We start from the raw sequence: 24,382 nt of genomic DNA, 5'->3' as shown, positions 1-24,382 counted from the left end.
TTCGGCGCACCGGGGCGGCGGCCCCCGCTTCCGGCGCGCGGGTGGGGCGCGCGCCGGGGCCGGGCGCCCCGCCGCGCGCCGGGGCGGTCAGGGGCGGGCGGTGAGGCGGGCGTGCAGGGAGCGGGCCGCGGTGTCGGTGAGGGAGGCGATCTGGTCGACGATGACCCGCTTGCGGGCGCGGTCGTCGGCGGCCCGGTCGAACAGGGCGCGGAACTGCGGGTCGAGGCCCTCGGGGGCGCGGGCGGTGAGCGCCTCGGCCAGCTCGGAGATCACGATCCGCTGGTCGGCGCGGAGCCGGGTCTGCTCGGCGCGCTGCATCACGTACCGGTCGGCGACGGCCTTGAGGACCGCGCACTCCAGGCGGGTGGCGTGCGGTACGACGAGTTCGGCGCCGTAGCGGGTGAGGGGGCCGGTGCCGTGCTTCTCGCGGGTGGCGGTCTCGGCGGCGAGGCAGAACCGGCCGATGAGCTGGCTGGTGGCGTCCTTGAGGCGGGCCTGGGCGACGGCGGTGCCGTCGTAGCCGTGCGGCCACCACTCCTGGTCCTGGAGCCGGTCGAGGGCGGCGGCGAGTTCGGCGGGGTCGGTGCCGGCCGGGACGTACCGGCCGATCGCGACGCGGAAGACGTCCGCGCGCTCGGGCTCGGCGTGCAGCAGGTTGGGGTCGATGTGCCCGGCGTGCAGCCCGTCCTCGACGTCGTGCACCGAGTACGCCACGTCGTCGGCCCAGTCCATGACCTGCGCCTCGAAGCAGGTACGGGTGCCGGGGGCGCCCTCGCGGACCCAGGCGAAGACGGGACGGTCGTCGTCGTAGACGCCGAACTTGGGGGACGCCGGGTCGGTGGGGTGGGCGCCGCGCGGCCAGGGGTACTTGGTGGCGGCGTCCAGGGCGGCGCGGGTGAGGTTGAGGCCGACGCTGGCGGCGCCGCCGTCGGTGTCCGGGTCGCCGGTGAAGCGCTTGGGCTCGATCCGGGTGAGCAGGCGCAGCGACTGGGCGTTGCCCTCGAAGCCGCCGCAGTCCGCCGCGAACTCGTTCAGGGCCTCCTCGCCGTTGTGCCCGAAGGGAGGATGGCCGAGGTCGTGGGAGAGGCAGGCCGCCTCCACCAGGTCGGGGTCGCAGCCGAGGGCGGCGCCCAGCTCCCGGCCGACCTGGGCGCACTCCAGGGAGTGGGTGAGGCGGGTGCGCGGGGTGCTGTCCCAGGCCTGGGCGCTGACGCCCGGCGTGACGACCTGGGTCTTCCCCGCGAGCCTGCGCAGCGCGGAGGAGTGCAGGATGCGGGCCCGGTCGCGCTGGAAGGCGGTACGGGTGGGCCGTTTGTCCGGCTCCGGCGCCCAGCGGTCGAGAGACGCCGGGTCGTACGCGAGCGAGGGGAGGTGATGTGCCTGGGGGTGGGGGGTGCCGGTGCCTTCCATGCCTCGACAGTAAGCGGCGGGGACGGCGTCCGGGGACAGCGGGGTGGGAGAGGCGGGAGGGGGGCGGGGCTCGGGCGGCGGGCGGATGTGATCCGGGTGACGTCGCGGGCTGCCAACCGGAGCGGGCGGGCGCGCGTCTTGCCTGGCGGGGGCCGCGGGCGCGGTCCGGCGCCGGGTACCACCAGGGGGGACCAGCATGAGGATCGGCCGACCGCGGCTGCCGCGCACCCGGACGGGGTGGCGGCGGCTGGTACAGGGCGTGATGGGCGCGTGCGTGCTGGGGCTGCTGCCCGCCACCTGGCTGTTCGTGTCGACGGCGGACCGGCTGGGCACGGCGGCCGACGCCCCGCGCGGCGACGTGGCGGTGGTGTTCGGGGCGGGGCTGTGGGGCGGGGAGCCCTCGCCGTACCTCGCGCACCGGCTGGACGCGGCGGCCGAGCTGTACCACGCGGGCCGGGTCAAGGTCGTCCTCGTCACGGGCGACAACAGCCGCGAGGACTACGACGAGCCGGACGCCATGCGCGCCTACCTCACCCGGCACGGCGTCCCGGACAGCCGCGTCGTCAGCGACTACGCGGGCTTCGACAGCTGGGACTCCTGCGTCCGCGCCAAGAAGATCTTCGGCGTGGACCGTGCCGTCCTGATCAGCCAGGGCTTCCACATCCGCCGGGCGGTCGCCCTGTGCGAGCGCGCGGGCATCGAGTCCTACGGCGTCGGCGTCGACGCCCGGCACGACGTGACCTGGTACTACGGCGGCGCCCGCGAGATCCTCGCCGCGGGCAAGGCGGCCCTGGACGCGGTGTTCCAGCCGGACCCGCGCTTCCTGGGTCCGCGGGAGCCGGGGGTGGCGCGGGCGCTGGCGGCGTCGGAGGAGTAGGCGTTCCATGGGAGGGCGCGGGTGGTCGGCCCGTGGGGACGAGGCGGGCCGGGGTGTACGGCCCGCCTCATGTGGGCTTCCGGCAGGCTCAGTTGACGTTGACCGCGCGCCAGGCCGCCGCGACCGCGGCGCGTTCGGCGCTCGCCGCGCCGTAGAGGTCGCTCGCCGCGGCGAGGGTGGCGGTGCGGGCGCCCGCGTAGGTCGTCGTGGACGTCATGTAGATGGTGAGGGCCCGGTACCAGATCCTGCCGAGCTTCTCGCGGCCGATGCCGGTGAGCGTGGAGCCGTCGTACGTCGGGGAGTTGTAGGTGACGCCGTTGACGGTGACCGGGCCGCTGCCCTCGGCGAGGAGGAACGCGAAGTGGTTGCCGACGCCGGAGGAGTAGTGGGCGTCGAGACCGCCGACCGCGCTGCTCCAGTGGTCGGCCGAACTGCCGTCCTTGGAGGGCCGGTCCATGTAGCGCAGGGCGTCCTGGCCGAAGCCGGGGCGGACGACCTTCTCGCCGATCAGGTAGTCACCGGGGTCGGCGGAGTTCGCCGCGTGGAACTCCGCGAGGGAGCCGAGGATGTCGGAGGTCGCCTCGTTGAGGCCGCCGGACTCCCCCGACGTGCCCAGCCGGGCGGTCCTGGAGGTGACGCCGTGGGTCATCTCGTGGCCCGTCACGTCCAGCGAGACCAGCGGGCCGAACTGCACGCCGTCACCGTCGCCGTACGTCATGCAGAAGCAACTGTCGCTCCACAGCGCGTTGTTGTAGCGGTTGCCGTAGTGGACCCGGTTGGTGGAGCCCTTGCCGTCGCCCGCGATCCCGTTGCGGCCCAGCACGTTCTTGTAATAGTCCCAGGTCACGGCGGTGCCGTACTGCGCGTCCACGGCGACGGTGGCCCGGTCGGCGGTCGTGCCGCTGCCCCAGTGGTTGTCGCGGTCCGTGTAGGGCGTGCCCGAAGTGCCCTCCCCGGTCGAGGTGTTGCCCCGCGTGGGGTCCTTCAGGAGGTACGTCGTACCGGAGCGGGTGGTCTCCAGCGGGACCGTCCCGGCGTACAGGGAACGGCCGTCGCCCGCGACGGTCTCCAGGCCGTCCCAGGCGTCGATCCGCGCACCGGTCCGGGCGTCGGTGAGCAGGGTGCGGGCGACCGGGTTGCCCCGCGCGTCGAGGGCGGTGGCGTCGGCCCGCCAGGCCAGTCGTGGGGTGGTGCCGTGCGCCGCGTCGACCACCAACTCCGGCGCTGCGGTGGCGCGTTGCAGGGTCTGGCCGGGGTGGGCCGCGCGCAGGGCCCGCACGGCGGTGTCGGCGGCCTCGGACGCGGTGACGGCCGGGGCGGTCGTGGGGACGGCGAGGGCGGCGGCGGCGGTGCTGGCCCGGTCGGCGGAACGGTAGGCGCCGTCCTCGCCCAGGTGGACCACGAAGTCGCCGCCCAGGACCGGGAGTCCACGGTAGGTGCGGTCGTAGCGGACGTGCCGGGTGCCGTCCCGGTCGACGATCACGTCCCGGACCGTGGTGCGCTGCGAGGGGCCGAGACCGAGGCGGTCGCCGTGCGCGGCGAGAGCGGCGGACGCCTGCTCCACGGCGGCGGCGCGGAGCGCGGGGGCCGGGGCGGCGGGGGCAGGGGCCACGGGCGCCGGGGGCGCGGAGGCCGGGGTGGCGGCGGCGCGGGTGTCCGGGGCGGCGTCGGCGGGCGGGGTGAGGACGGCGGCCAGCAGGACGGCCGTGGTGACGGCGATGCCCGCGGCGGGCAGGTTCAGGGGCTTCCCGGAGATCAGGGTTCTCCGGACGGTCGCGGAGGTGCCGGGGTGCGGCGGACGCATGGGACTCCTCAGGGAGGGCGCCGGTGGGCGCGTGGGGGGTGCGCCGAGGTCGTTCCGAGATTTAAGTGGGCATGACAGGTCGTGTCCATAGCGCCTCGGGGGGAGATACGGGGGCCGTACGGGGAGGCCCTGCGGCCGGGTGGGCGGGCGGCTCGGGGAGAATCGTTTCCGTGATCGCTCCGGAGCTTCCCTTCTTCGTCTACGGCACCCTGCGCCCCGGCGAGGTCAACCACGACCTGCTGCTGCGCGGCCGTACCCGCGACGAGGTCCCCGCCCGGCTGACGGGCGCGGTCCTGTACGACGGCCCCGGCTACCCGTACGCCGTGGAGGAGCCCGGCGGCACGGTCACCGGGGAACTGGTCACCGCGCTGCCCGGCGCGTACGGCGCGCTGCTGGCCGAACTGGACGTCCTGGAGGAGTACCGGCCGGGCGACCCGCGGAACCTCTACGAACGGATCGCCCGCGAGGTGCTCCCCCTCGGCGCCGGGGCACCGGTGCGGGCCTGGGTCTACGTCGCGGCGGCCGAGGTGGCGGCCCGGCTGCGGACGGAGGGGCGGCTGATCGCGGGCGGGGAGTGGCGGGGGCCGGGGCGGGTCGTGGGGTGAGGGGGGCGCGGGAGGGGGGCGCGCGGTGAGGCGGGGCGCGGGCCGGGGGTGGGGTCACCCGTTCACACCCCCGGGGCGGCATTCTTCTGGCGGTTTCCCCCAGGAGGCCGCCGACGCGGCGGTGACCTGCTGGAACGGCCCCTCCCCGTACGGCGCGGAGGGCACGCCTGACACCCGTTCATCCCCTTCCTGACGCGTCCTCAGGAAGCGGCCCGGCGCCGCCGGTACTTACCTCGGAGGTGCAGGGGCACGACCGACGCAGCGGCACATGGGGATGTCGCGGGCCGGCCCCGCGACAAGCTCGGAGGAGCACCGATGCGACGCACCGCCGCCCGCCTGCTGACCGGTACCGCGCTCGCCGTGGCCGCCGGGGCCGGGCTCGCCGCACCCGCCCTGGCCGCCTCCACGGCCGCCGCGGCCGCCGCCGGGGCGGCCGGACCGGCCGCGGGCGCGCTGAAGGTGTACCCCTCCACCGCGGTGCCCGGCGGGCAGGTGAGCGCGAACACGGCCGCCTGCGGGGAGTCGGGGTCGGCGGCGGGCGACGCCGGGGCGGTCGGCGCCGGGCGGTTCACCCTGGCGCCGAGCACGCACGACGGTCAGGCGATCGGACAGTTCCAGGTGCCGCCGAGCGCGCAGCCGGGGACGTACGAGATCGTCGCGGAGTGCGCGGCGGACGGGCGGAAGGTCACCGGGGACCTGGTGGTCGTGCTCAGCACGACGGCCCAGCAGCTCTATCCGCGCGGAAGTGTGAAGACGGGGGTCGGTGGCGCTCTGGGCCCCGATCCCGTGCAGACCGCGGCCGGGGTGACGGCGCTCGCCGTCGCCGCCGCGGGCGGTACCTGGCTCCTGCATCGCCGGGCGAGAGGCGACGGGATCTGACGGACACCCTCCGCTGTCCGTCCGCCGGTACCGCAAGTCCCCTCCCCCTCCGGGTCCGACGCCCCTCGCGGCCCGGAGGGGGTACGGGGTGTCCCGACCCGGAGAGGGGTGCTGAGCCATGCGGTCCACACGGTTCATACGACCCGTACGACCCGTACGACCCGTAGATCCTCTGGAGCCCAGGGAGTCCGGGGAGCCCGTACGCCCCGTAGGTCCCGTACGACCCGTAGGGGCCGCGCGGTCGGCGCGGTCGAGGCGGAGGCTGGGCGACGGTCTCATAGCCGCCGTCACCGCGCTCGCCCTCTGCGCGGGGGTGTGGCTGCTGCACGGCGCGGCCGAGCCGCGCACCCCGCCGCAGCCGTCGGCCGCCGAGGCGCGGCCCGGCGGCACCGAGGAGTCGGGCCGGTCGGCGCCCGCGCTGCCGCCCTCCCCTCCCGACCGGGTACGCATCCCGTCGATCCGCGTCGACGCCCCGCTGACCGGGCTGGGACTCACGAAGTCCGGCAGCCTGGACGTGCCGCCCGCCGCCCGGAAGAACCTCGCGGGCTGGTACGAGGCCGGGACCACCCCCGGCGAGACCGGCACCGCGATCGTCGCGGGACACGTCGACAACGCCGACGGCCCGGCCGTCTTCTACGACCTGGGCGCGCTGCGCCGGGGCGCCGTCATCGAGGTGGACCGGCGCGACGGCGGCACCGCCGTCTTCACCGTGGACACGGTCGAGGTCTACGACGCCCGCACCTTCCCCGACGCGAAGGTCTACGGCGCCGCCGCCCGCCCCGAGCTACGGGTGATCACCTGCGGCGGCGGCTACTCCCGGTCGACCGGGTACCGGGGGAACGTGGTCGTCTTCGCCCACCTGACGGGCAGCCGCTGAGCCGGACGCCGCTCAGGCGATCCACTGCTCGTACGCCAGGTTCGCCACCAGGGCGAAGACCACCGTCAGCAGGACGATCCGGACGAAGCCGCTGCCCCTCTTGAGGGCGGTGTGCGCGCCGAGCATGCCGCCCGCGAGGTTGAACACGGCCATGAGGGCGGCCAGTTGCCAGAGCACGGCGCCCTGCCAGGCGAAGGTGGCGAGGGCGCCCGCGTTGGTGCAGCAGTTGACGATCTTCGCGGTGGCGGAGGCGGTGACCAGGTCGAGGTGGAGGACGGCGGTCAGCGCGAGGACCAGGAAGGTGCCGGTGCCGGGGCCGATGAGGCCGTCGTAGAAGCCGATGCCGACGCCCGCGAGGCCGATCGCGGCGAGGACCCGCCGGGGACCGGCCGGGCCGGTGGCGGGGGCGGTGCCGAAGGAGGGGCGCAGGATCACGAAGGCGCCCACGCCGAGCAGCACCACCATGATCACCGGCTTGAGGACGTCGGTGCTCATGCCCGCCGCGAAGAAGGCGCCCGCCGAGGACCCGGCGAGCGCGGCCAGCCCGATCCGTACGGCGAGCCCGACGTCGACCGGCGCCTTGCGGGCGTACGTCACCGCCGCGCCGGTGGTGCCGACGATGGCGACCGCCTTGTTGGTGCCGAGGGCGTGCGCGGCGGGGGTGCCCGCAGGCAGCCCGAGGAGCAGGACCGGCAGCAGCAGGAGCCCGCCGCCGCCGACCACGGCGTCGATCCAGCCCGCCGCGAGCGCGGCGAGGCAGAGCAGGACGACCATGGTCAGGGATATGTCGGGCATGATCGGGACCCTAGGGAGCCGATAGGTGCCCCGTCCATCGATCTGAGCGCGTTCAGAGGTTCCCGCGGGGCCTTCGCGGGTCACGCGGGGGACGCGGGCCACGCGGGGGGGGGCTTCGCGGGCCGGACCCCGAGGCGGTGACCGGGTTCACCCCTGCGGGTCGGCGCCCTTCAGCTCGGGGTACGTCACCCCGGTGAGCCGTGCCGACTCCGCCCACAGGAGGTCTCCGGCGCGGTCGTCGCGGGTCCAGGGCGCGCGGCGGGCGGGTGCGGGGCCGCCGCGCCACCTCGCGAAGGAGGGGCCGGTGAACGAGTCGGGGGCGACGTCCGGGGCGGTCGCCGCGTGGAGGACGGGGAGGGCACCCGCCTCGGCGGAGCGGGCGAGGAGGCGGGTGACCGGGCCGACGGGGGCACGGCCGGGGTGCGCGGCGGCCGCGACCACGTCGCTGCCGATGGCCCGCAGGCGGCGCGCGAGGGTATGGGTGAAGAGCAGGTCGGCGGACAGGGAGCGGCCGCAGGCGGTCCGGCGGCGGGGGCCACGTGCGCCGTCGAGGACGCGGAGGTCCGGCTTCCCGGCCAGGTGGACCATGCTGGACACGGTCACCACGCGGGCGCCGGGCGGGGCGGCGAGCAGCGTGGGCAGCAGCAGTCCGGTGAGGGCGAAGGGCCCGAGGTGGTGCACGCCCCTGTGGGTCCCGAACCCGTCGGCGGTAGTGGTGCCGTACGGCCGGGCCGGGCCGCCCGCGTTGTTGACGAGCAGGTCGAGCCGGTCGATCGGGGCGGCGAACTCCCGTACGGAGGCGAGGTCCCCGAGGTCGAGCCGCCGGGTCTCCACATCGGCGCCCGGGACCTCGCCGACCAGCCGGGCCACCGCCTCCCGGCCCCGGCGCGCCCTGCGGCAGGCGAGGACGACACGGGCGCCGTGGCGGGCCAGCTCGCGCGCGACGACGTAGCCGAGGCCGCTGTCGGCGCCGGTGACGACGGCGACCCGGCCGCGCTGGTCGGGGATGTCGCGGGCGCTCCACCGGACGCGCTGGGGGTCATGGGCGTGCTCCCTCCGGGGGTGCCCCCAGGGTAGGCCGGTCATGACGGGGGCACCCATTGGCCAAGACGTGTCCATGACATGGACATCCGGCGGTCCTAGTCTCCCTCAGCGCGAGGTCCCCGCGGCCGTCCGGCCGCGGGGTGGTCACGACACCCCCTGGGAGTGAGCGTGGAACGTCGTACCCTCCTGCGCGCGGCCGTCATCGGCGGGTCCTCCGCCGTGCTCGGCGGAACCCTGTGGCGCGGCGCCGCGTACGCCGCCCCGGCGCAGCCCGGCACCGGCCCGTACGGGGCGCTCGGCGCGCCGGACGCCAACGGTGTGCGGCTGCCGTCCGGGTTCAGCAGCCGGGTGATCGCCCGGTCCGGGCAGACGGTGCCCGGCACCTCGTACCGCTGGCACAACGCCCCCGACGGCGGGGCCTGTTACGCGGACGGCGAGGGCTGGATCTACGTCTCGAACTCGGAGATCGACCCGAACGGCGGGGCGAGCGCGGTGCGGTTCTCGGCGGCGGGCACGGTGACGGCGGCGTACCGCATCCTGTCCGGCACCCGCACCAACTGCGCGGGCGGCAGCACTCCGTGGCGGACCTGGCTGTCCTGCGAGGAGGTCTCCCTCGGCTACGTCTACGAGACCGATCCGTGGGGTGTGAACGCGGCCGTGCGGCGCCCGGCGATGGGCCGCTTCAAGCACGAGGCCGCCGCCGCGGACCCGGTGCGCCGGGTGGTCTACCTGACGGAGGACGAGACGAACGGCCGCTTCTACCGCTTCGTTCCCACGAGTTGGGGCGACCTGTCGGCCGGGACGCTCCAGGTGATGGTGGCCGGTTCCGCGACTTCGGGCGCGTTCAGCTGGGTCACCGTCCCCGATCCGGACGGCTCGCCCACCACCACCCGCACCCAGGTGGCGGGGTCGAAGGCGTTCAACGGCGGCGAGGGCTGCCACTACGCCGACGACACCGTCTGGTTCACCACCAAGGGCGACAACCGCGTCTGGCAACTGGACCTGACGGACAACACCTATCAACTCGCCTACGACGACTCGCTGGTGACCTCGGGCACGGCGCCCCTCACCGGCGTCGACAACATCACCGGCACCGCCTCCGGCGACCTGTTCGTCGCGGAGGACGGCGGCACCATGGAGATCTGCGTGATCACGCCCGACGACGTGATCGCGCCGTTCCTCCGCGTCGACGGCCAGTCCGCCTCGGAGATCACCGGCCCCGCCTTCTCCCCCGACGGCAGCCGCCTGTACTTCTCCAGCCAGCGCGGCACGTCGGGCAGTTCGTCGGGCGGCATCACCTACGAGGTGCGGGGACCGTTCCGCAACTAGGGCCTGTCGTTTGGATCACGCCTGGGCCGCGGGGTGTGGCACGCACATCTGCGGCGTTGTCGTCGGTTGCCGACGCTCCGCGTCGACGCCCTCCTCCGCCTTGCAGCTGCACGCACCACACCCCGCTCACCGGCACTCACCAGGCACCCAGGCCCGAAGCCGGCATGATCCAAACGACAGACCCTAGTCACCGCTGAAGGGGCGTTCAGCTGGAGGGGACGGCGTCGGTGGGCACGGTGTGCCAGTTGGTGACGATCGGCTTGTCGACCATGATGGTGCCGACCGGCAGGGACACCGGGTTCGCGTCGTCGTTCCCGACGGCGACGATGATGCTGTCGAGTTCCTTGCCGTAGTCGCCGTTCGTGGTCTTCGGGTTGATCCCGGCATAGGCGGTGGTGGAACCGCTCAGCGTGATCTGCTTCCCGACGCTCTGCTCGGCGGGCCCCGCCTCCGTGCCGTCGGAGCCGAACGCGATCACCGGCAGCGCGGCGGGCAGGACGCAGGTGATGCCCGGCTTCGCCTTGGCGCTGAGGAGGATGTAACCGCCCGCCTGCGTCTCGGACCTGGTCTTCCAGGAGATGTCGTTGGCGCCGCAGACCTGGCCGACGGGCTTGCGCTCACCGTCCCCGGTGTCCGCGCCGGAGCCCCCGGCGGAACCCGAACCGGAACCCGAGCCGGAGCCGGAGCCGGACGTGCCGCCGTCCTTGCCCTGGTCGGCGCCACCGCTCCCGGTGCCCTGGCCGTCGCCGCCGCCGGTCCCGGTCGGGGTGGCCGGGGCGGCGGTCGAACCCGCGCCCGCCGGGGAGCCGCCCGCCTTGTCGCCGCTGTCCTTGTCGCCGTCCTGGCACGCCGTCATCAGCAGCGCGCCGCCGACGAGGACGGCGGAGACGAGGAAGGCCTTACGACGGTTGCCGGACATGAGATCCCCTGTTTCATCTGGTCGACGCACCGCCAACTGGTCGGTGCGTGGCGCTTGGTGCTCGGTCGGTGTGTAGGAGGCGGGCCGGGGCCGCGCGGCTCCACGCGTCGCCGTTCCCGGACCTCGCTGTCGCAGACCGGTGACAAGATCACGCATCCGGGCCGACGGCCGGGGCGTCGGGGCGATCGCGGGGAGGCGTCCGGAGCGCGGCCGTCCGGGCGGCCCGTCCGGCGAAGCGCACGCAACCATCACAACTTGGTCACTCCGTCCTCACCCCACCCATCCCCACCCCTACGGTCGTCCCCTCACCTCACTCAGCTCCGTCCGGGGGGACACGATGAGCAACCCGTACAACCCGTACACCCCTTCCGCCCCCGCCCCCAGGTGGGCCCGCAAGCGGTACGTCCTGCCCGCGCTCGCCCTCGCCCTCTTCCTGGGCCTGGCCGTCGGCGGCTCCGACGAGTCCGCGAAGCCGAAGGACGCGGAGCCCCTGTCCGCCCGCCCGGCGCCCACGGTCACCGTCACGACGACGGCCACGGCCACGGCGACGGCCGCGCCCGAACCGGCCGAGACGGTCACGGCGACGGAGACGGTACGGGTGACGAAGACGGTCACGGCGAAGGCGGAGGCAGCCCGCGAGGACGACTCCGGCACCGGCTCGGACTCGGGGTCCGGCTCGGACTCCGGTTCCGGCTCCGGGGGTTCCGGCGGCTCGGTGTACTACGGCAACTGTGCGGCGGCCCGCGCGGCCGGGGCGGCACCGGTGCACGTCGGCGACCCGGGCTACGGCAGGCACCTGGACCGCGACGGGGACGGCACGGGCTGCGAGTAGCCCGGCCCGCGCACGGCCCGCGCACGGCCGGACGCCGACCACCCCCTCAGGTGACCGGCGTCCGGCTGGCCTCCCGGGCCAGCCGCAGCGCCTCCGCGACCGAAGCGGCCGGGTCCTCCCCCGGCAACAGCGCATGCCGTACGACCCGTTCGGCGTCGACGACCAGCAGCACCCCCTTGTGCCGCAGCCGCCCGGCGGCGGGGAACGTCGGCAGCCGCAGCGCCGCCGCCAGCCGGTGGTCCGCGTCGGAGAGAACCGGGTACGGAAGACGCTCGGCGCGAGCGAACTCCCGCTGCTCCCGCACCAGTTGCGTACTGACGCCGGTCACCGCCACCCCGGCGTCCCGGAACTCCGGCCACGCCTCCCGGAACAGCCGGTGCAGCGCCTCGGCGTCATCCGCGGCGGGGACCGGAGACTCCCCCAGGCAGTCACTCACGCCCGGGAAGGTGAACAGCACGGCAACCGTCCCCGGTTCGGGCACGACAGACACGTACACGCCCTGCTCGCCCTGGAGTTGAAGCCCGTCGGGCAGCGGCACACCCACCAGCCCCCGCACCCGCTCGGCCTCCGCGCTCCCCTCCGCCACGTGCGGCGTGACGCTCCCCTCCCCCAGCACCCAGCGGTCGCCCCACTCCTGCATCGCCACCAGGACCGGCACCAGGGCCGCGCCCGCGTCGGTGAGGAGGTACTCGTAGCGCACCGGGCGGCGCTGGTAGAGGCTGCGGCGCAGCACACCGGCCGCGACGAGCCGTCCGAGGCGTTCGGTCAGGACGTTGCGGGACAGGCCGATCCCGGCGGCGAGCGCGTCGAACCGGACGTGCCCGCGGGCGATCTCGCGCAGCACGAGCACGTTCCACCAGTCCCCCAGGACCGTGGCGGCCCGAGCGACACCACAGGTCTCGTCAGCGTTGTGCATCCTCATGACCCCATAGTAAGTTCTCATTCAGGACCCACTTTGTTCCCCGGGTGAACTTATCGGGGGGCGTCAGGGAACCGCCTGTCCGCCGCACCTCACCGGCGGCGGACCGACCGTGAGGAGTACACCGTGCCCGTGGTCATCAGCCGGGTCGTCGGACGCGAGATCATCGACAGCCGCGGCCATCCCACCGTCGAGGTCGACGTCGAACTGTCGGACGGCTCGCTCGGCCGTGCCGCCGTCCCGTCCGGCGCCTCCACCGGGGCCCGCGAGGCGGTGGAACTCCGCGACGGCGACCCCGACCGCTTCCACGGCAAGGGCGTGCGCCGGGCCGTCGACGCCGTCAACGACGCCCTCTCGGACGCCGTGGTCGGCCTGACCGCCGACGAACAGGCCACCGTCGACGCGGCGTTGATCGCCCTGGACGGCACCGCCGACAAAGCGCGCCTGGGCGCGAACGCGATCCTGGGCGTCTCCCTGGCCACCGCCAAGGCCGCCGCGGCCTCCCACCGGCTGCCGCTGTACCGCTACGTCGGCGGGGTCGACGCCCGTCTGCTGCCGGTGCCGATGATGAACATCGTCAACGGCGGCGCCCACGCCGACAACCCGCTGGACTTCCAGGAGTTCATGATCGCGCCGGTCGGCGCGGCCACCTTCGCGGAGGCCGTCCGGATGGGCGCGGAGGTGTTCCACACGCTGCGCGGCCAACTGGCCGAGGCGGGCCACAGCGTCAACGTCGGTGACGAGGGCGGTTTCGCGCCCGACCTGCGCACCGCGGAGGAGGCCCTGGACTTCGTCGTCCGTGCCGTCGAGCGCAGCGGGTACAAGCCCGGCAGCGACATCACCCTCGTCATGGACCCGGCCGCCTCGGAGTTCTTCCACGACGGCGTCTACGCCTACGCGGGCGAGGGCGTCCGCCGTACGTCCGCCGAACACGCCGACCACATCGCCGCGTTGGTCGACCGCTACCCCGTCGCCTCGGTCGAGGACCCGATGGCCGAGGACGACCACGAGGGCTGGCAGGCGCTGACCGCGCGGCTCGGCGGGCGCTGCCAGCTCACCGGGGACGACGTGTTCTGCACCAACGAGACGCTGCTGCGGGCCGGAATCCGGGACGGGATCGCCAACTCGGTTCTGGTGAAGGTCAATCAGATCGGCACGCTGACCGAGACCCTCGCGACCGTCGCCACCGCGCACCGGGCCGGCTACACCGTCGTCATGTCGCACCGCTCCGGGGAGACCGAGGACACCACGATCGCCGACCTCGCCGTCGCCACCGGCTGCGGCCAGATCAAGACCGGTTCCCTCTCCCGCGCCGACCGTACCGCCAAGTACAACCAACTCATCCGCATCGAGGAGGAGTTGGGGACGCAGGCGCGGTACGCGGGCCGGGAGGCGCTGGGGCTGCGCGCGTAGCAGCCGCGGCACACCTGGCCGCCGCGCACGTGACGGCATCCCGCACCGGAGGACGGAATACCGAGGCCGGAAACACCGGGGCCGGAAACACCGGAGGGCGTCACCCCCGCACAGGGTGACGCCCTCCTCTTGCGTGCCGGAGCCGCCGCGATCGGTGGTGAGGGTCGGGGACCGCGGCGGCCCCGGGGTCGGAAGGGGGCGCGTCAGGCGCCCCCGGGGCGGGCCCCGCAGGGGTCAGCGGTGGTCGCTGCCCGCCGACTGGGTGGCCGCGCGGCCCGCTTCGAGGCGGGCGACGGGGATGCGGAAGGGGGAGCAGGAGACGTAGTCGAGGCCGACCTCGTGGAAGAAGTGGACGGACTCGGGGTCGCCGCCGTGTTCGCCGCAGACGCCGAGCTTGAGGTCGGGTCGGGTGGCACGGCCCGCCTCGGCGGCCAGGCGGACCAGGGAGCCGACGCCGTCCTTGTCGATGGTCTCGAACGGGGAGACGCCGAAGATGCCCTTCTCCAGGTAGGCGGTGAAGAAGGAGGCCTCTACGTCGTCGCGGCTGAAGCCCCAGACGGTCTGTGTGAGGTCGTTGGTGCCGAAGCTGAAGAACTGGGCGGCCTCCGCGATCTGACCGGCCGTCAGGGCGGCGCGGGGCAGCTCGATCATGGTGCCGATGGCCAGCTTGAGCCGTACCCCGGTGGTCGCCTCGACCTCGGCGATGACCTGGTCGGCCTCCTCGCGCACGATCTCCAGCTCCTGGACGGTGCCGACGAGCGGGATCATCACCTCGGCGCGCGGGTCGCCCTTGGCGTTCTTGCGCTCGGCGGCGGCCTCCGCGATCGCCCGGACCTGCATGGTGAACAGGCCGGGGATGACCAGGCCGAGGCGGACGCCGCGCAGGCCCAGCATCGGGTTCTGCTCGTGCAGCCGGTGCACGGCCTGGAGGAGGCGCAGGTCGTTCTCGTGGGACTCCTGGCGGGACTCCGCGAGGGCGACCCGGACGGAGAGTTCGGTGATGTCGGGCAGGAACTCGTGCAGCGGCGGGTCGAGGAGGCGGATCGTCACCGGCAGGCCGTCCATGGCCTCGAAGAGTTCGACGAAGTCCCGCTTCTGGAGCGGCAGAAGCTGCTTGAGGGATTCCTCGCGATCCTGGTCGGTGTCGGCGAGGATCAGCCGCTCGACCAGCTCGCGCCGGTCACCGAGGAACATGTGCTCGGTGCGGCACAGGCCGATGCCCTGGGCGCCGAACCGGCGGGCGCGCAGCGCGTCCTCGGCGTTGTCGGCGTTGGCGCGCACCCGCAGCCGCCGCTTGCGGTCCGCGAACGCCATGATGCGGTGGACGGCCTCGACGAGTTCGTCGGCGTCGTCGGCGCCCGCGTGCATCCGGCCCTCGAAGTACTCGACGACCGGCGACGGGACGACGGGCACCTCACCGAGGTACACCTTGCCGCTGGACCCGTCGATGGAGATGAGGTCGCCCTCCTCCACCACGTGCCCGCCGGGGACGGTCATCCGGCGGCGCTTGGTGTCGACCTCCAGCTCCTCGGCGCCGCAGACACAGGTCTTGCCCATGCCGCGCGCGACGACGGCCGCGTGGGAGGTCTTGCCGCCGCGCGAGGTGAGGATGCCCTCGGCGGCGATCATGCCGTCCAGGTCGTCGGGGTTGGTCTCCCGGCGGACCAGGATGACCTTCTCCCCGGAGCGCGACCACTTGACGGCCGTGTACGAGTCGAAGACGGCCTTGCCGACGGCGGCGCCCGGCGAGGCGGCGATGCCCCGGCCGACCTGGCGGGTCTTGGCCTCCTCGTCGAAGCGGGGGAACATCAGCTGCGCGAGCTGCGCGCCGTTGACCCGCTGGAGCGCCTCGGTCTCGTCGATGAGGCCCTGGTCGACGAGCTGGGTGGCGATCCGGAATGCGGCGCCCGCGGTGCGCTTGCCGACGCGGGTCTGGAGCATCCACAACTGGCCGCGCTCGATGGTGAACTCGATGTCGCAGAGGTCCTTGTAGTGGTTCTCCAGCGTCTCCATGATCCGCATCAGCCGGTCGTACGACGTCTTGTCGATGCGCTCCAGCTCGGCGAGCGGCACGGTGTTGCGGATACCGGCGACGACGTCCTCGCCCTGCGCGTTCTGGAGGTAGTCGCCGTAGACGCCCTGATGGCCGGAGGCGGGGTCGCGGGTGAAGGCGACGCCGGTGCCGGAGTCGGGGCCGAGGTTGCCGAAGACCATCGAGCAGACGTTGACGGCGGTGCCGAGGTCGTGCGGGATGCGTTCCTGGCGGCGGTAGAGCTTGGCGCGGTCGCCGTTCCACGAGTCGAAGACGGCCTTGATGGCGAGGTCCATCTGCTCGCGCGGGTCCTGCGGGAAGTCGCGCCCGGCCTCGGTCTTGACGATCTTCTTGAAGCGGGTGACCAGCTTCTTGAGGTCGGCCGCCTCCAGTTCGGTGTCGACGGTGACCTTCTTGGCCTCCTTCGCCGCCTCCAGCGCCTCCTCGAAGAGGTCGCCGTCGACGCCGAGGACGGTCTTGCCGAACATCTGGATCAGGCGCCGGTAGGAGTCCCAAGCGAAACGGTCGTCCCCGGCCTGCTTGGCGAGGCCCTGGACCGACCTGTCGGAGAGGCCGATGTTGAGGACGGTGTCCATCATGCCCGGCATGGAGAACTTCGCGCCCGAGCGGACCGAGACGAGCAGCGGGTCGTCGGTCTGGCCGAGGCGCTTGCCCATGGTGGACTCCAGCGCGGCGAGGTGCGCACTCACCTCGTCACGCAGTGCCGCCGGTTCCTCACCGCTGTCGAGGTACGTCTTGCAGGCCTCGGTCGTGATCGTGAAGCCCGGCGGGACCGGCAGACCCAGGTTGGTCATCTCGGCGAGGTTGGCACCCTTGCCGCCGAGAAGGTCCTTGAGGTCCTTGTTGCCCTCGGTGAAGTCGTAGACGAACTTCACGGCCTCAACGGTCCCGTCCGTCTCGGCTACCGGGAGATCTTTGTTTTCCGACACGGGTCTCGACTCCTCGAGGACGCGGTGGCTGCCCTGACGGCCAGGAACATACCCAGATCGAAGGTGTCTGGGGAGGTCTGCCTGAACGTCATGTGCCTGTAACCCGTCGGCCGCCACCGGATCGAAAGTCAAAGCTTGGCAAGCGGAGAGCGGCCGATGTTTTCACCTCTTGAACGCACGCACCTCCCTGCCCCCCATTTTACGCTCAAATGAGCGGCCCGCGACACGGTTGATTTCGATCGATGAACGATCAAGGGGTGGCACTGAGTGCCACCCCTTGGAGAAGTGCAGTCGATCTCGGATCGCTCATCTGAGCGCTACCCCTATCAAGGGTGGCGAGAATCACGCCGTGGCGGCGGGCACGGTTCCACCATCCGGACGGAGGGATGGGATCGGAAACGCGGGTGTGACATGGGGGGTCCGGGGTCCGGGGCGGAGCCCCGTGGCGGGGCGGACCGGCCGACGGAAACGGGTGGGTGGGTGGGCGAACGCCCTGGCGGTGCGTTGCCCCAGGGCCGCGTGGGAGGCGGGCCCCGGCCCGGTCGCCCGCCGGGGTCCGGGGCGGAGCCCCGTGACGGGGCCGCTCCGTCCGACGTGCACGACCAACCCGTACCGCACCCCCGGACGCCCCCTACACCCCCAGCGCCACCAGCCGTTCCTCCGCCCGTTCGGGGGCGTACAGGTGTTCCACGACCGACGCGGCCGCGCCGATCAGGCCGGCCCGTTCGCCCAGGTGTGAGGTGACGACCTCCAGGCGGGCCGTGGAGCGGGGCAGTGCGCGCTGGTAGAGGAGTTCGCGGACGCCGGTGACGAAGGGGGTCCCGGCGAGGTCCCCGGCGATCATGAGCACGCCGGGGTTGAGCAGGGTCACGACGGTGGCGAGGACGTCGCCGACCTGCCGCCCGGCCTCCCGGGCGAGGGCCGCCGCGCCGGGGTGTCCGGCGGCGAGCAGGTCCCGTACGTCGGAGCCGGACGCCGCGGGCACCCCGCTCTCGGCGAGTCTCCGGGCGACCGCGCCGCCGGAGGCGACGGCGGCGAGGCAGCCGTAGGAGCCGCAGCGGCACAGCGCGTCGGAGCCGATCCGGATGTGCCCTATGTCGCCCGCGCCGCCGTCCACGCCCCGGAAGATCGCGCCGTCGACGACGACCCCGGCGCCGATACCGGTGGAGACCTTGACGAGGACGAACGCCGTGCAGTCGGGGTGGGCGGTGCGCTGTTCGCCGTACGCCATGAGGTTGGCGTCGTTGTCGACGAGGACGGGGACCGTGCCGGGGACGCCGGTGCGTTCGGTGAACGCCCTGGCGAGGCGGCCGCGGATGTCGTAGCCGTCCCAGCCGGGCATGATCGGCGGCTGGACGACGCGCCCGGTCTCGCTGTCGACGGGGCCGGGCACGGCGAGCCCGATGCCGCAGACCTCGTCGGCACGGTGGCCCGCCTTCTCCAGCAGGTCGGCGAACCAGGCGCCCAGCTCGCCGAGGACCGCGTCGGGGCCGTCCTCCAGGACCGCGGGGCCGCTGTGCTCGGCGAGGATCTCGCCGGTCAGGGTGAGGACGGCGGCACGGGCGTGGCGGGTGTCGAGGTCGGCGGCGAGGACGACGGCGTGCGCGTCGTCGAACTCCAGGGTGATCGAGGGCCGCCCGCCGAGCGGCGAGTCGACCGGGCCGCCCGCGCCCTCGCGCAGCCAGCCCGCGCGGAAGAGCCGGTCGAGGCGCTGCCCGACGGTGGCGCGGGAGAGTCCGGTCGCCTGCTGGAGGGCGCCTCGGGTGGTGGCTCTGCCCGTGCGGACCAGCGCGAGGAGGTCCCCGGCGCCCGCCTGTCCGACGCCTCTGCCCGTCCGTCCCGGCCGTCCGGTCATGCGCACCCCCTTGTGTTTCCCAACTGTGCATTACATATTGAGTTTTGCGTGTTAAATAGACGTAACCCTACGGTAGCCGCTGCCGAACCTCTCGGCAGCCACGTCTTCGGGGAGCCCCGAGTGGATCGCACCGCCCAGCTCGTCGCCCGTACGGCGGCGTACCCGCCTGTATACGATCCCGCCGCGGGCGGCGGGTCGCTGCACCTCAGAGCGGCGGAGGTGCTGGACGGCAACTGGACGGGAACCTCGACGGTGCCCTCCCGGGGCCTGTACCCGCACCAGTGGTCCTGGGACTCCGCGTTCGTCGCGATCGGGCTGCGGCACCTCTCGCCGCGCCGCGCGCAGACGGAGCTGGAGACGCTGCTGGACGCCCAGTGGGGCGACGGGCGGGTGCCGCACATCGTGTTCAACCCCTCCGTGCCGCTCGACGCGTATTTCCCGAGCCCCGACTTCTGGCGCTCCTCGACCGCGGGGCGCGCTGCGGGCGCCCCGCGCACCGTACAGACCTCGGGCATCGTGCAGCCACCGGTGCACGCGCTCGCGGCCTGGCTGGTGCACCGCGCCGATCCGGGACTGTCGCGGGCGCGCGGCTTCCTGGCCCGCGTCTACCCCCGGCTCGCCGCCTGGCACCGCTATCTGCTGCACCGGCGCGACCTGGGCGGCGGCGGGCTGGTGTCGGTGGTCCACCCCTGGGAGCAGGGCATGGACAACGCCCCTTCCTGGGACGCCCCGTTGGCCCGGATCACCCCGGCCCCGGCCCGCTCCTTCCGCCGCGCCGACCTCGACCACGGGGCGGCGGAGGACCGGCCGACGGACCTCGACTACGGGCGGTACGTGCGGCTGGCGGCGGACTACCGCGACGGCGGATACGCGGACGGGCGCGGCGAGTTCGCGGTGGAGGACCCGGCGTTCAACGCGCTGCTGATCGCCTCCGAGCACGCGTTGGCGCGGATCGCCTGCGAGTTGGGCGCCACCGGCACTGCCCGGCACGCGCGCGCCGACCGGCTGACGGCGGCGCTGGTGGACCGCCTCTGGGACCCGGCGCGGGGCATGTTCTTCTGCCGGGACGTCCGCGGCGGCGGGCCGGTCCCGGAGCGCGGGGTGTCCGGCCTGGTGCCGCTGATGCTGCCGGGCCTGCCCCGCGAGGTCGTCGCGGGCCTGGTGCGGACCCTGTGCGGCCCGCACTTCGGGCTCGGCGCGACGACCCGGCTGGTGCCGAGCTACGACCTGCTCGGCGAGGCCTTCGACCCGCACCGCTACTGGCGCGGCCCGGCCTGGTTCAACACGGCCTGGCTGGTGGAGCGCGGCCTGCGGCTGCACGGCGAGCGGGCGCGCGCCGACGCGCTGCGCACGGCCGCCCTGGAGACCGCGGACGCCTCGGGCTTCGCGGAGTACGTCGACCCGCGCACCGGCGAGGCCTGCGGCGCGACCGGCTTCAGCTGGACCGCCGCCCTCGCCCTCGACCTCCTCCACGCGGACCGCCACCCCGGCCCGACGGAACACGGCACACCGACGCCGACGCCGACCGCGACCCCCACACCGACGGCGACCGCGACCGTGACAGGAGCCGAGGCAGGGACCGGGGCAGGGGCCGAGGCCGGTTCAGGCGAAGCCGCGTTATCCGCCCCCGCCCCCGCGCCGCACGCACACGACCGGGACCGCGCGACCGACGGGGTCCGCGGCACCGCGTTCACCGGGCTCAAGGGGGCCACGGCGCCCCGGGGGCCCAAGGGACTCCAGGGACTCCAGGGAGGGGACCGAGGATGACGGACCGGCATCATCTGCTCGTGTACGGCGGGACGTTCGCCGCCGTCGGGGACCGCGGGGACATCAGCGGCGTCCGCGGCGCCGGGTCCCCCGACGGACTGTTCGTCCGGGACGCGCGGCATCTCAGCCGCTGGCAGCTCACCGTCGACGGCGCGGTGCCGGAGGCGCTCGTACCGGTCGCGGACGGGGACGCGGCACGCTGTGTGCTCGTGCCGCGCGGTGGGCGCACCGAGCCGCCCGCCTGCACGCTCTTCCGTGAACAGGCCGTCGGGGACAGCTCGTTCGTGGAGACGCTGCGGATCGTCGGCAACCGTCCGGTGCCGCTGACGGTCCGTCTGGCGCTCACCGTGGACGCCGACTTCACCGATCAGTTCGAACTCCGCTCCGACCACCGCACCTACGCCAAGACGGGCGCCGTCCGCCGCCGCCAGATCCTGGACGACGGCGTGGAGTTCAGCTACCGGCGCGGCGAGTGGCGGTCCGTGACGACGGTGACCGCCGACCCCGCCCCGGACGGCGTCGAGGAGACCGGCACCGGCGCCCGCCGCCTGGTGTGGACGGTGCACCTGGAGCCGCACGGCTCGGCCGAGCTGACGCTGCGCGTGATGGCCCGCCCGCACGGCGAGAAGCGCGCCCTGCGGGTGCCCAGCTCCCCGGCCGCCATGACCGGCCAACTCCTCGCGCAGGAGGGCGCGTTCATGGAGGGCGTGGCCTTCCCGACCGGCTGGCCCGAACTGGCGTCGGCCTGCGCGCGGGGCCTCGCCGACCTGGCCGCCCTCCAGGTCCCGGCGACCGGCCCGGACGGCGAGGAACTCCGCGTCCCGGCGGCCGGCGCCCCCTGGTTCCTCACCCTGCTCGGCCGGGACGCCCTGCTCACCTCGCTGTTCGCGCTGCCCTACCGGCCCGCCCCGGCCGCCGCCACCCTCCTCGCCCTCGCCGCCGCGCAGGCCACCCGCACCGGCCCGGAGTCCGTCTCCCAGCCCGGCAAGATCGTCCACGAGGTCCGGCACGGCGAACTCGCCCACTTCCACCAGGTCCCCTACGGCCGCTACTACGGCTCGGTGGACGCCACCCCGCTCTTCCTCGTGCTGCTCGGGGCGTACGTCGAGCGCACCGGCGACGCGGCCCTCGCCCGCCGTCTGGAGCGGCACGCGCGCGCCGCCGTCGGCTGGATGCTCGACCACGGCGGCCTCACCTCGCGCGGCTACCTGGTGTACCGCGCCGACCAGGGCGGCCTCGCCAACCAGAACTGGAAGGACTCCCCCGGCGCCATCTGTTCGGCCGACGGCACCCGCGCCTCGGGCCCGGTGACGGCGGCGGGCGCCCAGGGGTACGCGTACGACGCGCTGCGCCGTACCGCCTGGGTGTCGCGCACCGTCTGGCAGGACGAGACGTACGCCGCCCTCCTCGAACAGGCCGCCGCCGACCTGCGCGACCGGTTCCAGCGGGACTTCTGGATGCGGGAGCACTCCTTCCCGGCGCTGGCGCTGGACGGCGAGGGCCGCCAGGTCGACGCGCTGGCCTCCGACGCGGGCCATCTGCTCTGGTCCGGGCTGCTGGACAAGGAGTACGGCGAGCTGGTCGGGCGGCGGCTGCTGGAGCCGGACTTCTTCTCCGGCTGGGGGGTGCGGACGCTGGCCGCCGGGCAGGGGGCGTACCACCCGCTGTCGTACCACCGGGGTTCGGTGTGGCCGCACGACAACGCGCTGATCACCCTGGGCCTGGCCCGCTACGGCCTGCACGACGAGGCCCGTACGGTCGCCCACGGCCTGGTCGACGCGGCCACCGCGACCGGCCACCGGCTGCCGGAGGTCCTCGCCGGGTACGGCCGTGACACCCACGCGGAGCCGGTGCCGTACCCTCACGCGTGCGTACGGGAGTCCCGCTCGGCGGCGGCCCCGCTGGCGCTGCTCACCGCGGTGGGCGGCGGCGCGTGACCGCACCCGGACCGCGTCCCGGCACGGTCGGCGCACCGGTCACCGCGGGGGTCGGCGGGCCGCTTGGGCGGGCGTTTGCACGGTGTTTGCCGAGCGCTGGCCGTCGGGGCTGAACGTCGGCGGGGAGCAAGCCGTACGAAAAGGTGGCGGAACCGGCCGGGTGCCGGACCGCCACCGGATACGCCGATCCACCCGGCTTCGTACGGAAGGACCCTCGGGTGCCTGTTGTCACACGGTCTCCTGACCTGCCCGGCTCGGACGACGGCACCCCCGTGCCCGAACCCGGCGCGACGACCGCCGGGGAGGCCGCCCCCGAAGGCACCCCGGCCGAGGAGACCCCGGCCGCCGAGGAGAGTCCGGCCACCGAGGAGGGTCCGGCCCCCGAGGCTGCCGAGGCGGCCCCCTCCGCCCCGCGTCTCCCCGGCCTCCGTGCCCGCCTCGCCCACGCGCGGGCCTGGCGCGGGCGGCATCCGCGGGCCGCGCGGGTGGTGTGGTGGGCGGCGACCGTGCTCTCCCTCGTGCTGGTGCTGGGCGCACTGGTGCTGCCGAACCGGCTCTTCGCGCTCCAGCCGGAACGTTTCCTGCGGCTGCCCGGCGAGGCGGTGCTCGCGGCGGCCGTGCTGCTGTCGCTGCCGCGCCGGGCCCGGGTGGCGGCGGCGGCGCTGTTCGGGGTGTTCCTCGGCGCGCTGACCGTGCTGAACCTGCTCGACATGTACTTCGTGGAGTACCTGGGCCGGGGCTTCAACCTGGTCCTGGACTGGGGCCTGCTCGACGACGCCCAGTCCTACGTCGCCGACTCGATGGGCGGCGCGACGGCCGCCGCCGCGACGGTCGGCCTGCTGCTGCTGGTGGTCGTGCTCTTCGCGGGCATGGCCCTGGCGACCGTACGGCTCTCCGGGCTGCTGGTGCGCGACACCCAGCTCGCCACGCGCGGCACGCTGCTGTCGGCGACGGTGTGGATCACCTGCTCCATCCTCGGGCTCCAGACCGCCGGGGTGCCGCTGGCCTCGTACGGGGCGGCGGACACGGTGGTGGACCAGACCCGGGCGGTCCGCAAGACCCTCGCGGACGAGGCCGCGTTCGCCAAGGAGACCCGCAGCGACACCTTCGGCGCCACCCCGCCCGACCAGCTCCTGCCCGATCTGCGCGGCAAGGACGTGGTGTTCACGTTCATCGAGAGCTACGGCCGCAGCGCGATCGAGGACCCGGTCATGGCGCCCGGCGTGAACCGCACCCTGGAGCTGAGCAACGCGTCCCTGGCGAAGGCGGGTTACCACGCGAAGAGCGGCTGGCTGACGTCGGCGACGTACGGCGGCAGCAGTTGGCTCGGGCACTCCACGACGATGTCGGGGCTGTGGGTCAACACCCAGCAGCGCTACCGCACGGTGATGGCGAGCGACCACCTCAGCCTCACCAAGGCGTTCAAGAAGACCGGCGCCTGGGACACCGTCGGCGTGATGCCGGGCATCCAGAAGGGCTGGCCCGAGCAGAAGTACTACGGCCTCGACAACGTCTACAACGCCTTCGAACTCGGCTACCAGGGGCCGAAGTTCAGCTGGTCCACGATGCCCGACCAGTACGCGCTGGAGGCGTTCCAGCGGCTGGTGCACGGGCAGCCGCGCGACAAGCCGCTGATGTCGGAGGTCATCCTCACCTCCAGCCACCAGCCGTGGGCGCCGATCCCGGAGATGGTCGACTGGGGCCAGCTGGGCGACGGTTCGGTCTTCGACGGCATCGAGAAGGCGGGCAAGGACGCCGCCGACGTCATCGCGGACAGCACCAAGTCCCGCGAGGAGTACGGCAAGTCGATCCAGTACTCGGTGACCGCGCTCACCCAGTGGCTGGAGCGGTACGGCACCGACGACACCGTCCTGGTCTTCCTCGGCGACCACCAGCCGATCGCCCGCGTCAGCGGGAACCACGCGAGCCGGGACGTGCCGGTGTCGATCGTCGCCAAGGACCCGAAGGTCCTGGAGAAGGTCGCCGGTTGGCAGTGGACGGACGGCGTCAGGCCCGCGAAGGACGCGCCGGTGTGGAAGATGAGCGCCTTCCGCGACAAGTTCCTCACGGCGTACGGCTCCACACCGCACCCGTCGAAGAACTGACCGCCCCCGGGCGAAGGAGCCGGGGCGGGCTCC

General features: G+C 74.0%; 18 protein-coding genes. 10 read left to right on the top strand and 8 right to left on the bottom strand.

The window, feature by feature from the left end; all coding sequences use genetic code 11:
* Window positions 1–87: 87 nt before the first annotated feature.
* Complete coding sequence (locus ACIQPQ_RS02205) at window positions 88–1,410, bottom strand: deoxyguanosinetriphosphate triphosphohydrolase (protein ID WP_401298552.1); 1,323 nt, start codon at window positions 1,408–1,410, stop codon at window positions 88–90.
* Window positions 1,411–1,606: 196 nt separating this feature from the next.
* On the opposite strand from ACIQPQ_RS02205, the gene ACIQPQ_RS02200 reads away from it, so the two are divergent.
* Window positions 1,607–2,287 (top strand): vancomycin high temperature exclusion protein, encoded by a 681-nt coding sequence (locus ACIQPQ_RS02200; protein WP_401298550.1) that lies wholly within the window; start codon window positions 1,607–1,609, stop codon window positions 2,285–2,287.
* 88 nt (window positions 2,288–2,375) lie between these two features.
* Here the strand turns inward: ACIQPQ_RS02200 and ACIQPQ_RS02195 are convergent, their stop codons facing one another.
* A complete protein-coding gene (locus tag ACIQPQ_RS02195; RefSeq protein WP_401298548.1) occupies window positions 2,376–4,091 on the bottom strand; it encodes a M4 family metallopeptidase in 1,716 nt (571 codons plus the stop codon).
* Window positions 4,092–4,261: 170 nt separating this feature from the next.
* On the opposite strand from ACIQPQ_RS02195, the gene ACIQPQ_RS02190 reads away from it, so the two are divergent.
* From ACIQPQ_RS02190 to ACIQPQ_RS02180, 3 genes are all read left to right on the top strand, one after another.
* Window positions 4,262–4,696, top strand: coding sequence for a gamma-glutamylcyclotransferase family protein (locus ACIQPQ_RS02190; RefSeq protein WP_401298545.1), 435 nt, complete (start codon window positions 4,262–4,264; stop codon window positions 4,694–4,696).
* A gap of 315 nt (window positions 4,697–5,011) precedes the next feature.
* Window positions 5,012–5,575, top strand: coding sequence for a hypothetical protein (locus ACIQPQ_RS02185; protein WP_401298542.1), 564 nt, complete (start codon window positions 5,012–5,014; stop codon window positions 5,573–5,575).
* Between the two features lie 262 nt (window positions 5,576–5,837).
* Window positions 5,838–6,452: a class F sortase gene (locus ACIQPQ_RS02180; protein ID WP_401299586.1), complete on the top strand. Its 615-nt coding sequence runs from the start codon at window positions 5,838–5,840 to the stop codon at window positions 6,450–6,452.
* 12 nt (window positions 6,453–6,464) lie between these two features.
* On the opposite strand, the gene ACIQPQ_RS02175 is transcribed toward ACIQPQ_RS02180, so the two are convergent.
* Both ACIQPQ_RS02175 and ACIQPQ_RS02170 read right to left on the bottom strand, forming a co-directional pair.
* Window positions 6,465–7,247, bottom strand: a complete 783-nt coding sequence (locus tag ACIQPQ_RS02175) for a sulfite exporter TauE/SafE family protein (protein WP_401298539.1) — start codon at window positions 7,245–7,247, stop codon at window positions 6,465–6,467.
* A 147-nt stretch (window positions 7,248–7,394) separates the two neighbouring features.
* Entirely contained in the window at window positions 7,395–8,333 is a 939-nt protein-coding gene (locus tag ACIQPQ_RS02170) for an SDR family NAD(P)-dependent oxidoreductase (protein ID WP_401298537.1), read from the bottom strand.
* Between the two features lie 126 nt (window positions 8,334–8,459).
* Between ACIQPQ_RS02170 and ACIQPQ_RS02165 the strand changes: the two genes are divergently transcribed.
* Window positions 8,460–9,620: an alkaline phosphatase PhoX gene (locus ACIQPQ_RS02165; protein WP_401298534.1), complete on the top strand. Its 1,161-nt coding sequence runs from the start codon at window positions 8,460–8,462 to the stop codon at window positions 9,618–9,620.
* 205 nt (window positions 9,621–9,825) lie between these two features.
* On the opposite strand, the gene ACIQPQ_RS02160 is transcribed toward ACIQPQ_RS02165, so the two are convergent.
* Entirely contained in the window at window positions 9,826–10,539 is a 714-nt protein-coding gene (locus ACIQPQ_RS02160; RefSeq protein WP_401298531.1) for a DUF4232 domain-containing protein, read from the bottom strand.
* Window positions 10,540–10,876: 337 nt separating this feature from the next.
* On the opposite strand from ACIQPQ_RS02160, the gene ACIQPQ_RS02155 reads away from it, so the two are divergent.
* Window positions 10,877–11,371, top strand: a complete 495-nt coding sequence (locus ACIQPQ_RS02155) for an excalibur calcium-binding domain-containing protein (RefSeq protein WP_401298529.1) — start codon at window positions 10,877–10,879, stop codon at window positions 11,369–11,371.
* Between the two features lie 46 nt (window positions 11,372–11,417).
* Here the strand turns inward: ACIQPQ_RS02155 and ACIQPQ_RS02150 are convergent, their stop codons facing one another.
* Window positions 11,418–12,293, bottom strand: coding sequence for a winged helix-turn-helix transcriptional regulator (locus ACIQPQ_RS02150; protein WP_401298527.1), 876 nt, complete (start codon window positions 12,291–12,293; stop codon window positions 11,418–11,420).
* Between the two features lie 129 nt (window positions 12,294–12,422).
* Here ACIQPQ_RS02150 and eno point away from each other — a divergent pair, with 129 nt between their 5' ends.
* Window positions 12,423–13,703, top strand: coding sequence for a phosphopyruvate hydratase (eno, locus tag ACIQPQ_RS02145; protein WP_401299583.1), 1,281 nt, complete (start codon window positions 12,423–12,425; stop codon window positions 13,701–13,703).
* A gap of 234 nt (window positions 13,704–13,937) precedes the next feature.
* Here eno and ppdK read toward each other — a convergent pair whose 3' ends face one another.
* Window positions 13,938–16,685, bottom strand: coding sequence for a pyruvate, phosphate dikinase (gene ppdK / locus ACIQPQ_RS02140; RefSeq protein WP_401298524.1), 2,748 nt, complete (start codon window positions 16,683–16,685; stop codon window positions 13,938–13,940).
* Between the two features lie 631 nt (window positions 16,686–17,316).
* Window positions 17,317–18,540, bottom strand: a complete 1,224-nt coding sequence (locus tag ACIQPQ_RS02135; protein WP_401298521.1) for an ROK family protein — start codon at window positions 18,538–18,540, stop codon at window positions 17,317–17,319.
* A gap of 120 nt (window positions 18,541–18,660) precedes the next feature.
* Here ACIQPQ_RS02135 and ACIQPQ_RS02130 point away from each other — a divergent pair, with 120 nt between their 5' ends.
* The 3 genes from ACIQPQ_RS02130 (at window position 18,661) to ACIQPQ_RS02120 (ending at window position 24,349) form a co-directional block, all read left to right on the top strand.
* Window positions 18,661–20,307, top strand: a complete 1,647-nt coding sequence (locus tag ACIQPQ_RS02130; protein ID WP_401298518.1) for an MGH1-like glycoside hydrolase domain-containing protein — start codon at window positions 18,661–18,663, stop codon at window positions 20,305–20,307.
* Window positions 20,304–22,244 (top strand): glycogen debranching N-terminal domain-containing protein, encoded by a 1,941-nt coding sequence (locus ACIQPQ_RS02125; RefSeq protein WP_383767290.1) that lies wholly within the window; start codon window positions 20,304–20,306, stop codon window positions 22,242–22,244. The genes ACIQPQ_RS02130 and ACIQPQ_RS02125 overlap by 4 nt, the downstream gene beginning before the upstream one ends.
* A 218-nt stretch (window positions 22,245–22,462) precedes the next feature.
* Window positions 22,463–24,349, top strand: a complete 1,887-nt coding sequence (locus tag ACIQPQ_RS02120) for a CDP-alcohol phosphatidyltransferase (protein ID WP_401298515.1) — start codon at window positions 22,463–22,465, stop codon at window positions 24,347–24,349.
* Window positions 24,350–24,382: the final 33 nt, after the last annotated feature.

The sequence above is a fragment of the Streptomyces sp. NPDC091281 genome, from assembly GCF_044757425.1.
Taxonomy (GTDB): Bacteria; Actinomycetota; Actinomycetes; order Streptomycetales; family Streptomycetaceae; genus Streptomyces.
Note: the sequence above shows the minus strand (reverse complement) of the source record. Positions and strands in the feature narration are given on the sequence as shown.

Bases quoted from the DNA above. Each gene is read 5' to 3' on its own strand.
- ACIQPQ_RS02150 (WP_401298527.1), bottom strand. From the start codon at position 12,293: ATGAGGATGCACAACGCTGACGAGACCTGTGGTGTCGCTCGGGCCGCC.
- ACIQPQ_RS02195 (WP_401298548.1), bottom strand. From the start codon at position 4,091: ATGCGTCCGCCGCACCCCGGCACCTCCGCGACCGTCCGGAGAACCCTG.
- ACIQPQ_RS02200 (WP_401298550.1), top strand. From the start codon at position 1,607: ATGAGGATCGGCCGACCGCGGCTGCCGCGCACCCGGACGGGGTGGCGG.
- ACIQPQ_RS02205 (WP_401298552.1), bottom strand. From the start codon at position 1,410: ATGGAAGGCACCGGCACCCCCCACCCCCAGGCACATCACCTCCCCTCG.
- ACIQPQ_RS02160 (WP_401298531.1), bottom strand. From the start codon at position 10,539: ATGTCCGGCAACCGTCGTAAGGCCTTCCTCGTCTCCGCCGTCCTCGTC.
- ACIQPQ_RS02185 (WP_401298542.1), top strand. From the start codon at position 5,012: ATGCGACGCACCGCCGCCCGCCTGCTGACCGGTACCGCGCTCGCCGTG.
- ACIQPQ_RS02135 (WP_401298521.1), bottom strand. From the start codon at position 18,540: ATGACCGGACGGCCGGGACGGACGGGCAGAGGCGTCGGACAGGCGGGC.
- ACIQPQ_RS02175 (WP_401298539.1), bottom strand. From the start codon at position 7,247: ATGCCCGACATATCCCTGACCATGGTCGTCCTGCTCTGCCTCGCCGCG.
- ACIQPQ_RS02125 (WP_383767290.1), top strand. From the start codon at position 20,304: ATGACGGACCGGCATCATCTGCTCGTGTACGGCGGGACGTTCGCCGCC.
- ACIQPQ_RS02170 (WP_401298537.1), bottom strand. From the start codon at position 8,333: ATGACCGGCCTACCCTGGGGGCACCCCCGGAGGGAGCACGCCCATGAC.
- ACIQPQ_RS02155 (WP_401298529.1), top strand. From the start codon at position 10,877: ATGAGCAACCCGTACAACCCGTACACCCCTTCCGCCCCCGCCCCCAGG.